This is a genomic window from Micrococcus endophyticus (genome assembly GCF_014205115.1).
Lineage (GTDB): Bacteria > Actinomycetota > Actinomycetes > Actinomycetales > Micrococcaceae > Micrococcus > Micrococcus endophyticus.
Genome location: NZ_JACHMW010000001.1, coordinates 1,992,977 through 2,005,996 on the forward strand (window position 1 = coordinate 1,992,977; position 13,020 = coordinate 2,005,996).

Here is a 13,020-nt window from a genome sequence, read left to right on the forward strand (position 1 = left end):
GGACGCCCGGCCGACCGGTGACGGGGACGCCCGGCCGAGCGGTGACGGGGACGCCGCAGGAGCCTAGAGTGGCGTGAGTCACATTCCCCGCCCACGGGAGGCCCCATGTCACGCCGTCGCCGCGTCCGTCCGCTCTCCACCGCCGCCGCCCTCGCCGTCGTCGCCGGCCTCTGCGCCCCCGGCGCCCTCGCCCAGGACCCGGTCCCCGCCCCGGACGCGCCCGAGGTGCGCGCCGCCGTCGAGGACCTGTCCCGGCCCGCGAGCCCCGCCGAGGAGCGCAGCTGGGACGCGGCCCGCGCCGAGCACGCCGAGGCCACCGCCGGCGACGCCTTCTACCGGCCGCCCGCCACGATCCCCGCGCGGCCGGGCACGCTGATCCGCAGCGAGCCCAGCGCGTTCTACCTGGACCCGGTGAAGCTGATCCGGGTGCCGGCCCGGGCCACGCGCATCCTCTACTCCTCCGTGGACGCGCAGGGCCGCCCCATGGCGGTCTCCGGCACGGTCCTGACCCCCACGGCGCCGTGGACCCGCGGCGGCGAGCGTCCGGTGATCGGCTACGCCGTGGGCACGCAGGGCGCCGCCGACCGCTGTGCCCCCTCGCGCACCCTCTCCACCGGCGAGCAGTACGAGGGCGTGGGCATCACGTCCCTGCTGGACCGCGGCCACACCGTGGTGGTCACCGACTACGAGGGCCTCGGCACCCCCGGAACGCACACGTACATGGTCCGCGAGTCCCAGGCGCACGCCGTGCTGGACTCCGTGCGCGCGGCCGCCCAGGTGGACGGCGCGGAGGTCACCGCGAGCTCCCCCGTGGCGCTGGCCGGCTACTCGCAGGGCGGCGGGGCCTCCGCCGCCGCGGCCGAGCTGGCCCCCTCCTACGCCCCCGAACTGGACCTCAAGGGCGCCTACGCGGGCGCCCCGCCCGCCGACCTCGTGCAGGTCGCGGACCGGATCGACGGCGGCTCGTACTCCGCCTTCCTGCTGTACGCGATGAGCGGGCAGCTGGCGGCCTACGACGTCGACCCGGCGGTCCACCTGAACGAGCACGGCAGGCAGGTGCTCGCCGACGCCGTGGAGACCTGCGTGACGGACAGCGGGGAGCACGGCTCCCTGGACTCCTCCGCCCTGACGCACACCGGGCAGTCCTTCCCGCAGCTGGTGCGCACCGACCCGCAGCTGGCCGGGATCCTCGCCGAGCAGAAGCTCGGGGCGGAGGGGCGCCACCCGGAGGTGCCCGTGATGATCGCCCACTCCCTCACGGACGACGTCATCCCGTACCGCACCGGCCGGGAGCTGGGGCTGCGCTGGTGCGCCGAGGGCGCCCGCGTTCGCTTCGACCCGGTCCTCACCCCCACCCACATGGGCGGCTACGTGGCCGCGCTGCCGCGGATGCACTCGTTCCTCGACGCGGCGCTGGCCGACCGGTGGACCCCGAACTCCTGCGGCTGGTTCTGAGCGTTCGGTAGCGTGCGGGGCGGGTGCGGCGGACGCCGGGCCCGCCCCGCCGTCGTCGAACCCGAGCACAGGAGCACCGCATGCGCGCCGAACAGGTCACCGATCCCATCGCCTATCACGGCGAGGGCCCCGTCTGGGCCGAGCACTGGGGCACCGCCGCGTCCGGCCTGGCCGCCGGCGGGGGCCTGCGCTGGGTGGACATGCTCGCCGGGGACGTGCTGTCCCTGCGCGCGGACGGTGCCGTGGAACGCACCCACGTGGGCGACGTGGCCGCCGTCGTGCGTCCCCGCGCCGGCGGCGGCGCCGTGCTCGCCGTGGAGCGCGGCTTCGCGCTGATGAGCCCCGAGGGCGAGCTCACCACGCTGCCCGAGCTGTGGGGCCCCGAGGCCGGGCTGCGCATGAACGAGGGCGGCTGCGACCCGGACGGCCGCTTCCACGCCGGCTCCATGGCGTACGCGAAGACGCCGGGCGCGGCGAGCCTGCACCGCCTCTCCCCCGGGCCGGACGGCGGCGCCGGCGAGGTGGACGTGGTGCTCACCGGCGCGACGACGTCCAACGGCCTGGAGTGGTCCCCGGGCGGGTCGCTGGCGTACTACAACGACACCCCGACGCGGCAGGTCGCAGTGTTCGACTACTCCCGCGAGGAGGGGCTGACCAACCGGCGCGTGCTCGTGGACGTGCTGGACGGCGAGGGCAAGCCCGACGGGCTGACCGTGGACGCCGAGGGCGGCATCTGGGTGGCCGTGATCAGCCACGGGCAGATCCACCGCTACACGCCCGAGGGGACGCTGGACGAGGTGGTGGAGGTGCCCGTGCAGAAGACCACCGCGTGCACCTTCGGCGGCGAGGCTCTGGGCACCCTCTACATCACGACGTCCTGGGAGAACATGGAGCGCGGCGAGGATCCGCTGGCCGGCGCGCTCTTCGCGGTGCGCCCGGGCGTGACGGGCCTGCCGGCCCGCCCCTTCGCCGGCTGAGCCTTCCCCGCCGCCCCCGCTTTCGTGCGGGAAACGGGAACCTTCCGGGCGTTTTCGTGTGGGAAACGGGAGCCTCCCCGGTACTTTCGTGCGGGAAACGGGAGCCTTCCGGGCGTTTTCGTGTGGGAAACGGGAAGCATCCCCGTCGCACCCAGGTGGCCCGCGCCGTCGTCGTTCCTCAGGACGACGACGTCGGCGCGCCCCCGTGCTGCCGCACCCAGGCGTGCATCGCGATCCCGGCGGCCACCCCGGCGTTGATCGAGCGCGTGGACCCGTACTGCGCGATCGACAGCACCGCCGCGCTCGCCGCCCGCACCTCCTCGGACAGCCCCGGCCCCTCCTGGCCGAACACCAGCACGCACTCCCGCGGGAGCTCGAACGACTCGAGCGGCACGGACTCGGGGAACAGGTCCACGCCGAGCACGGGCAGCCCCTCGGCCGCGGCCCAGGCCGTGAACTCCTCCACCGTGGCGTGGTGCCGCACGTGCAGGTACCGGTCCGTGACCATGGCGCCGCGGCGGTTCCAGCGCCGCCGCCCGATCACGTGCACGCCCGCCGCATTGAAGGCATTGGCGGTGCGCACCACGGTGCCGATGTTCAGGTCGTGCTGCCAGTTCTCGATGGCCACGTGGAAGGGGTGCCGCCGCGCGTCGAGGTCCGCGACGATCGCCTCGAGCGTCCAGTACCGGTACCCGTCGACGACGTTGCGCCGGTCGCCGTCGCGCAGCAACTCTGGGTCGTAGCGCGGGTCCTCGGGCCAGGGCCCCTCCCACGGGCCGACGCCGACCTCCCGCTCCTCCCGGCCCTCCCGCTCCTCCCGCTTTTCCCGCGTTTCGGGTGAGTTCTCGGAAGTCCCGGGCCCCACGACCCCCGACAAGTCGCCCGAATCTCCAGGGAGGGGGTGGGTGGGCTGGGGCGTGCTCAGCGTGCGCCCTCGCGGTCGACGGCGGCCCACGCGGCCCCGGCGGACACCGCGGCCACGGACAGCACGGCCGGCCACGCGCCGATCTTCTTGGCGAGTGGGTGGGAGGCCCCGAAGCCGCCCAGGTACAGCGCCGTGAGGCCTCCGGCAACGGCGGGGCCGCGCTTGGCCAGCCACGTGCGGCCGGCGTAGGCGCCGGCGGCCGCCAGCACCACGCCGCCGAGCGGCCGGATGCCGGTCTCGCGGGCGGTGAGGTAGCCGCCGATCAGGCCGAACGCGGCGATCGGGGCGGTGGTCACGGCGTGGGCGGGGAGCAGGGTCCTGCCGTCGCGGACGACGGGGGCGGCGTGGCGCGGAGAGTTCATGCCGCCACGGTAGCGCGGCGCCCCGGGCCCCGTCCGTGACCCGACGACGGCACGCGAACCGGGGTGCCGCCGTCGGGAAGAATGGGCGGGTGACGATGATCGACAACGCCGTGTACGTGGACGGCCGCCGGGTCCACGCCCCCTCCACCCTGGAGGACACGTGGCAGGCCGCGGAGGCGTCGGGCGGCATGGCCTGGCTGGGGCTCTACCGGCCGGACACCGACGAGCTGCGCGCCGTCGCCGACGAGCTGCACCTGCACCCGCTGGCCGTGGAGGACGCCCTCGAGGGCGGCGAGCGGGCCAAGCTGGACCGGTACGGCGAGGACTGGTTCATGGTGCTGCACCCGGCGCGCTACGTGGACAGCACGGAGACCGTGGAGTTCGGGGAGATCGGCATCTTCACGGGCGATCGCTACGTGGTCACCGTGCGCCACGCCGAGGAGCCGGACCTGGCCGCCGTGCGGCGCGCGCTGGAGACGGAGGGCCGCGAGCGCCTGGCCCTCGGACCGTGGCAGGTGACGTTCGAGATCCTGGACAAGGTGGTGGACGACTACGTGCCCGTGGCCGACGGGCTGGAGCAGGACATCGAGGAGATCGAGGACCAGATCTTCTCCGGGGCCGGCCACGTCTCCCGCCGGATCTACGAGCTCTCCCGCGAGGTGCTGCACTTCCAGCACGCCATCCGCGCCCTGCCGGTGATCGTGGAGCAGCTGCAGGAGGGCGCCCGCGCACGCCTGCGCGAGGAGGAGCACCGCCGGGAGGTCGGCGCCCCGCGGACCGGGGACGTGCACGAGTGGGACCAGGACGAGCTCAGCGAGGAGGGCGCGTTCGAGGTCGAGAACCTGCGTCGGCTGCGCGACGTCCACGACCACGCCGTGCAGATCAACGAGCGCGTGACGGCCATGCGGCAGATGCTCGCGAACGCCCTGGAGCTGGACTCCACGCTCGCGTCCAAGCGGCTGGCGGAGCAGTCGATCGAGCAGAACGAGCAGGTCAAGCGGATCTCGTCCTGGGCGGCGATCATCTTCGCGCCGCAGCTGGTGGGCTCGATCTACGGCATGAACTTCACGCACATGCCGGAGCTGCACTGGGTGTGGGGCTACCCGTTCGCGCTGGCGCTGATGCTGTCCGTGGGCGTGGTGCTGTTCGTGCTGTTCAAGCGCAACGACTGGCTGTAGGCCCGCCCGGACCTCAGTCCAGCCCGAGCTCGTCCTTGCCGAACGCGTACAGGTAGGGCACGCCGGCCTCCTCGGCCACGCGCTCGGCGGCGCCGGTGGCGCGGTCCACGATCACGGCCACGGCCTGCACGCGCCCGCCGGCCCTGCGCACGCCCTCCACGGCGGTCAGTGCGGAGCCGCCGGTGGTGGAGGTGTCCTCCAGCACGACGACGTCGCGCCCGTCCACGCCGGGGCCCTCGACCTGGCGGCCCATCCCGTAGGACTTCTGGGCCTTGCGCACCACGAAGGCGTCCAGGGCGCGGCCCTGCGCGCCGGCCTGGTGCATCATCGCGGTGGCGACGGGGTCGGCGCCCATGGTGAGGCCGCCCATGGTCTCGAACTGCACGCCGTTGTCCTCGAGCAGGCGCAGCATGACGCGGCCGATCAGCGGGGCCGCCTCGTGGTGCAGCGTCACCCGGCGCAGGTCCACGTAGTAGTCGGCCTCCTTGCCGGAGGAGAGGGTCACCCGGCCGTGCACCACGGCGAGCTCCTTGATGAGCTCCTTGAGGCGCTCGCGGTCCTGCTCGGGCGTGGGGGCGGCGGTGGCGGTCGGCGCGGTCATGGGCCCCATGCTAGTGCGGTCCGCGCCCACCCCTGCCGTTGTCGCGCGTGCGTGGCTAGGCTCGGTCCATGAGCGAGATCCCGCACGACGACGCCGTCCAGCACCCCTCCGGCCTGCCCCTGGCGCACTGGCTCACCCTCACCGAGGGCCTGCTCGCCGCCCGGGTGGCCGAGAGCCTCGAGGAGCACGGCCTGACCCGCTCGCAGTGGCAGCTGCTGAACACCCTCACGGTGGCCCCGCAGTCGGGCGCCGAGCTGGAGGCCGGGTTCGAGGAGGAGCACCGCGCGGCGGTGGCCGGGCAGGTCGCGGAGCTCATCGAGTCCCGGTGGGTCACGGTGGAGGGCGACCTCTACACGCTCACCCCCACCGGCCGCACCGCCGGCGCGCGCGTGGGCGAGGCGGTCGAGGCGCTGCGGGCCGAGGCGACGGCGGACGTCCCGCGGGATCAGATCGACGACGCCGTGCGCGTCCTGCGCCGCATCGCCCGCAACCTGGGGCACCCCGACGCCTGAGCCGGCGTCGTGCCCCGCGTCTGTTCCGGCGTCCGCGGCGGCCCCTAGGCTGGCCCGCATGCGTGAACTCCAGCAGCAGATCATCGCCGAGCAGGGCGTCCGGCCGCAGATCGACCCCGCCCAGGAGATCGAGCGGCGGGTCGAGTTCCTCGTGGACTACCTCGAGGCCACCGGGGCGGCCGGGTTCGTCCTGGGCATCTCCGGCGGCGTGGACTCCACGGTGGGCGGCCGGCTGGCCCAGCTCGCCGTCGAGCGCCGCCGCGCCCGTCTCGGGGCGCCCGACGCCGTCGCGCTCGGCGGTCCGGAGGCCCCCCGCGGGGCCCCCGCCGCGGACGAGGCCCCGTCCCCGCAACGCCCGCAGTTCACGGCCGTGCGCCTGCCGTACCGGCAGCAGAAGGACGAGGCCGACGCGCGGGCGGCCATGGACTTCGTGGACGCGGACCGGGAGGTCACCCTGGACATCGCGGCGGGCGTGGAGGGCATCGCGAGCGCGTTCGCCGAGGCGACCGGCGAGGAGATCGCGGACTTCGACAAGGGCAACGTCAAGGCGCGCATGCGCATGGTGGCGCAGTACGCGCTGGCCGGGGCGAACCGTCAGCTGGTGATCGGCACGGACCACGCCGCCGAGGCGGTCACGGGCTTCTACACGAAGTTCGGCGACGGCGGCGCGGACGTCCTGCCGCTGTCCGGACTGAACAAGCGCCAGGTGCGGGCGCTGGGCCGCGAGCTCGGCGCCCCCGAGCACCTGTGGAACAAGGTGCCCACCGCGGACCTGCTGGACGGGAACCCCGGCCGCACGGACGAGGACGAGCTCGGCATGACCTACGAGCACATCGACGACTACCTCGAGGGCGGGGACATCCCCGAGGAGGCCGCGGAGAAGCTCGAGGGCATCTGGCTGCGCAGCCGGCACAAGCGGACCATGCCGGTGACGGTCCACGACGACTGGTGGCGCTGAGCCGGGCCTGGCTCGTCCGCCCCCTCCACTAGCCTGGACGGGTGAAGATCGCCACCTGGAACGTCAACTCCCTCCGTGCCCGCGCCGACCGCGTCGAGGCCTTCCTCGAGCGCCATGACATCGACGTCCTGGCCATCCAGGAGACCAAGTGCCGGGACGAGAACTTCCCGTGGGAGCTCTTCGAGCGCGCCGGCTACGAGGTGGCCCACCACGGCATCTCGCAGTGGAACGGCGTGGCCATCGCCTCGCGCGTGGGCCTCACGGACGTGCAGCGCGGCTTCCCCGGCCAGCCGCACTTCGGCAAGGGCGGCGTCGACCCGCAGGAGGAGTCCCGCGCGCTCGGCGCCACGGTGGGCACCGAGGCGGGCGACGGCGTCGCCCCGGTCCGCCTGTGGAGCCTGTACGTGCCCAACGGGCGCGCCCTGGACAACGAGCACATGCCGTACAAGCTCGAGTGGCTGCGCGTGCTGCGCGAGCACGCGGCCGCTCGCCTCGCCGAGGACCCGGACACCCGGCTCGCCCTGACCGGCGACTGGAACATCGCTCCGCAGGACGAGGACGTGTGGGACATCGAGCTGTTCCAGCGCGAGGGCTATACGCACGTCTCCCCGGCCGAGCGCGCGGCGTTCCACGCGTTCGAGGAGACCGGGCTGGTGGACGTGGTGCGCCCGCGCCACCCCGGCCCCGGCGTGTACACGTACTGGGACTACACGGGCCTGGCCTTCCCCAAGAAGAAGGGCATGCGCATCGACTTCCAGCTGCACTCCCCCGCCCTCGCACGGACGGTCACGGACGCCTGGATCGACCGTGAGGAGCGCAAGGGCAAGGGCGCCTCGGACCACGCGCCCGTGGTCGTCGAGCTGGGCTGAGCCGGACCGTGGTGCACGACGACGGCGCGGACGGCCCGGCGCCCGGGGGCGGCCGGGTGCCGGGCGGCGCCCCGCCCCCGGGGATCGCGCACGGCACCGCGCATCTGCGCGTCTTCCAGCCGCTGGCCGCGTACCCGGACGCGGTGCAGGCCCGGCTGATCGCCGGCGCGCACCGCACGCGCGCCGAGGTGGAGGCCGAGGCGGCCGAGCGTGCCCGTCGTCGTCTGGCGCGGCCCGTGACGGACCCGTTCCCCGAGCCCGGCGAGGACGACCTCGTGCGTGTGCTGCAGGACGAGCAGGGGTCCGCGTTCTACTGCCCGGACGAGTTCGGGCTGCGCGCCGAGATGGCGGCCGCCCAGCTCGAGGAGACCATGCTGCCGCTGGCCTACGAGGCCGCCGTCCCCACGGCGGCGCGGGCCATGAACCGCGGCCGCGTGCTCGTGGCGCTCGAGGAGGAGTGGGGGCTCTCCCCCGACCCGGACGCGGACCGCGCACATCCGGACGAGGAGGACGGGCCCGGGCGGGACGAGGACGGGCCCTCCGGCCGCCACCGGGTGCAGACGCGCACCGCCACGTGGGGCGTGCCCCACGGCTGGCTGGCCGTGTTCGACCCGGAGGAGCCGGTGCGCCGGCTCGTGGACGGGGAGCGCACGGCCTACCGACGCGCCCCGGCGCTGGCGGCACTGGAGCGGGCCGGGCACGCGGCGGCGGCGCTCTCCCGCCACGCCCCGGACGCGGAGCTGATCGCGGAGCTCACGGTGATGGTGGAGTGGCTGGGCGCCTTCCACCCGGACTCCCACGTGGAGCTGGACTACGGCGGGCTCACGCGGCACGTGTGGCCGGACGACTCCGTCTTCGACCTGTGGACGCTCATCGACGCCCTGGAGGAGGGTGACGAGGCGACCGCCGGCGTCGCCCAGGGGCGGCTGAACCGGCGGTGGGCCGCCGTCGGGATGCTGGCCCGGCTGACCTGAGCCGGCCGCTCAGCCCTGCGGCATGCGGCCCAGGAAGGGGGCCGGGTCCAGGGCGGGTTTCTTCGAGGCCTCGAGACGGGCCCGGAAGGCTGGGTCCACATCCCCCACGTAGAGCCAGCCCAGCAGCCGCTCGTGGTCGCCGAGCCCGTGGGCCGCGCGCACGGCGGGGGCGTCCGTGTACAGGCCGGAGCGCCACATCACGCCCCAGCCGGCCTGCCACAGCGCGAGTTCGAGCAGGTGCGCGGCGCCCGCGGCGGTGGCGTCCTGTTCCCAGCCCGGCACGCCGGGGTGGGGCCGGTGCGAGGCGACGACGGCGATCAGCAGCTCCGCCCGGAACGGCTTGGGGTTGACCTCGCCCCGCTCCCGCTCGGTGCCGGCCGCCGCGTCGAGGGCCTCGCCGAGGCGACGGCGGTCCTCACCGCGCAGCAGGATGAGCCGCCAGGGGCGCAGCGCCTTGTGGTCGGCCACGGGGGTGACGGCCGCGAGCAGACCCGCGAGCTCCTTGTCCGTGGGGGTGGACGGGCCCACCTGGGACACGGAGCGGCGCGAGGCCATGGCCTGCAGGACGGGATCGTCGAAGTGCCTCATCCCGCCATTGTGGCCGACCGCGCCGGACGCCTGAGGCGCACACCACGCTGCCGACGCCGCCCACGCGGGGTGCGCGCTCCGGCGTCGGGCCTAGGCTGGAACCCATGACCACACACCGCCTGAGCACCCCGCCCTCGGAAGCCCGGAACCGGCCCGTCACCCCGTGGTGGGTGGACGCCGTGATCTACCAGGTGTACCCGCGCTCCTTCGCGGACGCGGACGGGGACGGCATGGGCGACCTGCGCGGCGTCACCTCGCGCCTCGACTACCTGGCCCAGCTCGGCGTGGACGCGATCTGGCTCTCGCCCTTCTACCTCTCCCCGCAGCACGACGCCGGCTACGACGTCGCGGACTACCGCGCCGTGGACCCGCGGTTCGGCACGCTCGAGGACGCGGACGAGATGATCGCCGCCGCGCACGAGGCCGGCATCCGCGTGGTCGTGGACCTCGTGCCGAACCACACCTCGTCCGAGCACGCGTGGTTCCAGGCCGCCCTGGCCGCCGGCCCCGACTCCCCCGAGCGCGCCCGCTACCACTTCGCCGAGGGCCGCGGCGAGCACGGCGAGCTGCCCCCCAACAACTGGGAGTCCACGTTCGGCGGCGGGGCCTGGACCCGCGTGACCGAGGCGGACGGCACCCCGGGTCAGTGGTACCTGCACCTGTTCGACACCTCGCAGCCGGACCTGAACTGGGAGAACGAGGAGGTGCGCGAGGAGTTCCGCTCCATCCTGCGGTTCTGGCTGGACCGCGGCGTGGACGGCTTCCGGGTGGATGTGGCCCACGGGCTCATCAAGCAGCCCGGCTACCCGGACGCCGACCACTCCCGCATGGGCATGGTCACGGACGCGGGCGAGGACGCCGACCCCACGTTCGACCCGGACACCTTCGAGCCGCTCACCCCGTTCTTGGACCAGGACCGCGTCCACGAGGTCTACCGGGACTGGCGGCGGGTCCTGGACTCCTACGGCCACGAGCCGATGATGGTGGCCGAGGCGTGGGTGGCCCCGCTCTCGCGCATGTTCCGGTACGTCCGCCCCGGCGAGATGCACCAGACCTTCAACTTCACCTACCTCATGGCCGGCTGGGACGCCGCGTCGCTGACCCACGCGATCGACCGGTCCTTCGAGCAGGCCGGACGGGTCGGCGCCCCGAACACCTGGGTGCTCTCGAACCACGACACGGTGCGCCACGCCTCCCGCTACGGCCTCGCGGACCCGAGCTCCTACCCCGCCGGCATCACGGCCGAGGACGAGCAGCCGGACGAGGCGGTCGGTCGCCGTCGGGCCCGCGCCGCCGCGATGGTGGAGCTGGGCCTGCCCGGCTCCGCGTACATCTACCAGGGCGACGAGCTGGGACTGCCCGAGCACACCACCCTGGCCGCCGAGCACCGCCAGGACCCGTACTTCTTCCGCACGGACGGCAAGGAGCCCGGCCGCGACGGCTGTCGCATCCCTCTGCCGTGGGCCGCGGACGAGCCGTCCTACGGCTTCTCGACCCCCGCGGACGACGACGGCCCCGCGTCCGCCGCCGAGGGCGTCGCCGCGCCGTGGCTGCCCCAGCCCGCGTCCTTCCGGGCGCTGGCGGCGGACCGGCAGGTCGGCGTCGAGGGCTCCGTGTTCGAGCTGTACCGGCGTCTGCTGCAGATCCGCGGCGAGCTCGACCTGGGCACGGGCACGTTCGCGTGGTCCGAGCACCACGACCCCGCACGCGGCGTGCTGGCGTTCACGGTCACCTCGGGCGGTGGCCGGCACCTGGGCTCGGGCGAGCCGATCCCGGCGCGCACCGTGCTCGTGATGGCGAACCTGTCGACCGATCCCGTCGACCTGCCCACGGGCCATTCCCGGGCCCTGTTCTCCCTCGAGGAGGCGGAGGCCGTCCAGGACGGGCGGCTCGCGCACGACGCCGCTGCGTGGCTGCTCATGGACTGAGCCGGACGCACCCCGGGACCCGCCGGAGCGCCACAGACCTTCCGCGGGGAATCGGCGGTGGCTGAAGTCACATCGTCCGGCCCGGCCGGACGAACGCGGCGTAACGTCCATGATGACTCGCATCACACCGGACAAAGTGGCATGAACCCTGTGTCACGAGTCACCATGGCGTGTCCCGATCCACCCCCTTCGAGCGGAGACTTCGCACGTGAGCACCTCCCCCTCCGGCTCCCGCGTCGCCGAGCCCGGCGCGGCCACCGCGGACCGCGGGCAGCTGCACCGCGGCCTGAGCCAGCGGCACATCATGTTCATCGCCCTGGGCACGGCAGTCGGCACCGGCCTCTTCTACGGCTCGGCCGGCGGCATCCAGGCCGCCGGGCCGGGCGTGATCCTGTCCTTCCTCATCGCCGGCGCCGCCGTGTTCCTCGTGATGCGCGCCCTCGGCGAGATGACGCTCCGTGAGCCCGTCTCCGGGTCCTTCGCCGCCTACGCCTCCCGTTATCTCGGCCCCTTCGCCGGCTACGTGACCGGCTGGACCTTCGTCTTCGAGCTGGCCGTCGTGATCGTCGCGGACACCGCCGCCATCACCGCGTACATGGCGTTCTGGTTCCCGGAGGTCCCGGCCTGGGCCTGGGTCGCGGCCACGATCCTCGTGGTCGGCCTGATCAACTTCACGCACGTCGGCAACTTCGGAGAGGCCGAGTTCTGGCTGACGCTTGTGAAGGTCGGGGCCATCGTGGCGATGATCTTCGGCGGTGTGATCCTGCTCTTCACCGGCGCCTCCACCGCGGACGGCACCCAGGCCGGCCTGGCGAACCTCGTGGACCATGGCGGATTCCTGCCGCACGGCATCCTGGGCGTGCTGACCGCGCTCACCATCGTGACCTTCTCCTTCGGCGGCATCGAGACCCTCGGCGTGGCCGCGGGCGAGGCCAAGAACCCGGAGAAGGTGCTGCCCAAGGCCATCAACACGGTGCCGATCCGCATCCTGTTGTTCTACGTGCTGACGATGGCGGTCATCATGGCCCTCGTCCCCTGGAACCAGGTGGACGGCAAGGCCAGCCCGTTCGTGCAGATCTTCGAGGGCCTCGGCGTCCCCTTCGCCCCGCACCTGCTGAACTTCGTAGTGCTCACGGCCGCCGTCTCCGCGATCAACGCCTGCATCTACGCGTCCGGTCGCCTGCTCTACGCGATGGCCCACGACGGCCAGGCGCCCCGGGCCTTCACCCACACCAACCGCGGCGGCGTGCCGTGGCTGTCCGTGGCCGTGATGCTGGGCGTGATGGTGCTCGGCGCGGTGCTGATCACCGTGGACCCGAACGCCTTCAGCCTGGTGGCCGGCGTCGCCTCGTTCGCCGTGGTGCTGACCTGGGCCATGATCTTCCTGTCCCACCGCGCCATGCGCAGGCGCGTCGCGGAGCAGGGCGCGGAGCCGTCCCCCTTCCCCATGCCGCTGGGCGGCGTCGGCACCTACCTGGGCCTGGCGTTCGTGGCCACCGTGGTGATCACCATGGCCACCATCCCGGATTCGCGCCAGGCGCTCATCATCGGTCTCGTGTGGGTCGCGGTCCTGACCCTCGCCTGGTTCGTCACCGGCGTGCGCAAGGCCGCCGCGGTCCATGACCGCACCGGCACGCTGCCCGTGGCCTCGGGCGAGGAGGCCGCCGCGTCGCACCGCTGACCCGCACGACCG

General features: G+C 73.9%; 13 protein-coding genes. 9 read left to right on the forward strand and 4 right to left on the reverse strand.

What is annotated here, in order from left to right:
- The first annotated feature begins 105 nt into the window (after positions 1 to 105).
- Both HDA33_RS09070 and HDA33_RS09075 read left to right on the forward strand, forming a co-directional pair.
- Positions 106 to 1,455 carry a lipase family protein gene (locus HDA33_RS09070; protein WP_184172666.1) on the forward strand — a complete coding sequence of 450 codons (1,350 nt, stop codon included), beginning with the start codon at positions 106 to 108 and terminating at the stop codon, positions 1,453 to 1,455.
- An 80-nt stretch (positions 1,456 to 1,535) separates the two neighbouring features.
- The gene (locus tag HDA33_RS09075; protein ID WP_184172668.1) at positions 1,536 to 2,432 is read left to right on the forward strand and encodes an SMP-30/gluconolactonase/LRE family protein; all 897 of its coding nucleotides are present in this window, start codon (positions 1,536 to 1,538) and stop codon (positions 2,430 to 2,432) included.
- A 178-nt stretch (positions 2,433 to 2,610) separates the two neighbouring features.
- Here the strand turns inward: HDA33_RS09075 and HDA33_RS09080 are convergent, their stop codons facing one another.
- On the reverse strand, positions 2,611 to 3,297 hold the full coding sequence (locus HDA33_RS09080) for a TrmH family RNA methyltransferase (protein ID WP_017489596.1): 687 nt from the start codon (positions 3,295 to 3,297) through the stop codon (positions 2,611 to 2,613).
- A 56-nt stretch (positions 3,298 to 3,353) separates the two neighbouring features.
- Positions 3,354 to 3,719 carry a hypothetical protein gene (locus tag HDA33_RS09085; protein ID WP_017489595.1) on the reverse strand — a complete coding sequence of 122 codons (366 nt, stop codon included), beginning with the start codon at positions 3,717 to 3,719 and terminating at the stop codon, positions 3,354 to 3,356.
- Between the two features lie 89 nt (positions 3,720 to 3,808).
- On the opposite strand from HDA33_RS09085, the gene HDA33_RS09090 reads away from it, so the two are divergent.
- A complete protein-coding gene (locus tag HDA33_RS09090) occupies positions 3,809 to 4,897 on the forward strand; it encodes a CorA family divalent cation transporter (RefSeq protein ID WP_184172670.1) in 1,089 nt (362 codons plus the stop codon).
- Between the two features lie 13 nt (positions 4,898 to 4,910).
- On the opposite strand, the gene pyrE is transcribed toward HDA33_RS09090, so the two are convergent.
- A complete protein-coding gene (pyrE, locus tag HDA33_RS09095) occupies positions 4,911 to 5,498 on the reverse strand; it encodes an orotate phosphoribosyltransferase (protein ID WP_184172672.1) in 588 nt (195 codons plus the stop codon).
- A 68-nt stretch (positions 5,499 to 5,566) separates the two neighbouring features.
- Between pyrE and HDA33_RS09100 the strand changes: the two genes are divergently transcribed.
- Genes HDA33_RS09100 through HDA33_RS09115 form a run of 4 tightly spaced genes read left to right on the forward strand, consistent with a single transcriptional unit; the run spans position 5,567 to position 8,811 of the window.
- Entirely contained in the window at positions 5,567 to 6,010 is a 444-nt protein-coding gene (locus HDA33_RS09100) for a MarR family winged helix-turn-helix transcriptional regulator (RefSeq protein WP_184172674.1), read from the forward strand.
- Between the two features lie 58 nt (positions 6,011 to 6,068).
- Positions 6,069 to 6,968: an ammonia-dependent NAD(+) synthetase gene (nadE, locus tag HDA33_RS09105; protein ID WP_184172683.1), complete on the forward strand. Its 900-nt coding sequence runs from the start codon at positions 6,069 to 6,071 to the stop codon at positions 6,966 to 6,968.
- Positions 6,969 to 7,009: 41 nt separating this feature from the next.
- Entirely contained in the window at positions 7,010 to 7,837 is an 828-nt protein-coding gene (locus HDA33_RS09110; RefSeq protein WP_184172685.1) for an exodeoxyribonuclease III, read from the forward strand.
- Positions 7,838 to 7,845: 8 nt separating this feature from the next.
- On the forward strand, positions 7,846 to 8,811 hold the full coding sequence (locus tag HDA33_RS09115; RefSeq protein ID WP_338104316.1) for a DUF8083 family protein: 966 nt from the start codon (positions 7,846 to 7,848) through the stop codon (positions 8,809 to 8,811).
- Positions 8,812 to 8,820: 9 nt separating this feature from the next.
- Here HDA33_RS09115 and HDA33_RS09120 read toward each other — a convergent pair whose 3' ends face one another.
- A complete protein-coding gene (locus HDA33_RS09120) occupies positions 8,821 to 9,399 on the reverse strand; it encodes a nitroreductase family protein (RefSeq protein WP_184172687.1) in 579 nt (192 codons plus the stop codon).
- Positions 9,400 to 9,503: 104 nt separating this feature from the next.
- Between HDA33_RS09120 and HDA33_RS09125 the strand changes: the two genes are divergently transcribed.
- Both HDA33_RS09125 and HDA33_RS09130 read left to right on the forward strand, forming a co-directional pair.
- Entirely contained in the window at positions 9,504 to 11,327 is a 1,824-nt protein-coding gene (locus HDA33_RS09125; RefSeq protein WP_184172689.1) for a glycoside hydrolase family 13 protein, read from the forward strand.
- Between the two features lie 208 nt (positions 11,328 to 11,535).
- Positions 11,536 to 13,008 (forward strand): amino acid permease, encoded by a 1,473-nt coding sequence (locus HDA33_RS09130; RefSeq protein WP_158493627.1) that lies wholly within the window; start codon positions 11,536 to 11,538, stop codon positions 13,006 to 13,008.
- Positions 13,009 to 13,020: the final 12 nt, after the last annotated feature.

What these genes read in the sequence shown, in the direction of transcription:
- nadE (WP_184172683.1), top strand. Translation starts at nt 6,069, where the DNA reads ATGCGTGAACTCCAGCAGCAGATCATCGCCGAGCAGGGCGTCCGGCCG.
- HDA33_RS09075 (WP_184172668.1), top strand. Translation starts at nt 1,536, where the DNA reads ATGCGCGCCGAACAGGTCACCGATCCCATCGCCTATCACGGCGAGGGC.
- HDA33_RS09120 (WP_184172687.1), bottom strand. Translation starts at nt 9,399, where the DNA reads ATGAGGCACTTCGACGATCCCGTCCTGCAGGCCATGGCCTCGCGCCGC.
- HDA33_RS09085 (WP_017489595.1), bottom strand. Translation starts at nt 3,719, where the DNA reads ATGAACTCTCCGCGCCACGCCGCCCCCGTCGTCCGCGACGGCAGGACC.
- HDA33_RS09100 (WP_184172674.1), top strand. Translation starts at nt 5,567, where the DNA reads ATGAGCGAGATCCCGCACGACGACGCCGTCCAGCACCCCTCCGGCCTG.
- HDA33_RS09125 (WP_184172689.1), top strand. Translation starts at nt 9,504, where the DNA reads ATGACCACACACCGCCTGAGCACCCCGCCCTCGGAAGCCCGGAACCGG.
- HDA33_RS09070 (WP_184172666.1), top strand. Translation starts at nt 106, where the DNA reads ATGTCACGCCGTCGCCGCGTCCGTCCGCTCTCCACCGCCGCCGCCCTC.
- pyrE (WP_184172672.1), bottom strand. Translation starts at nt 5,498, where the DNA reads ATGACCGCGCCGACCGCCACCGCCGCCCCCACGCCCGAGCAGGACCGC.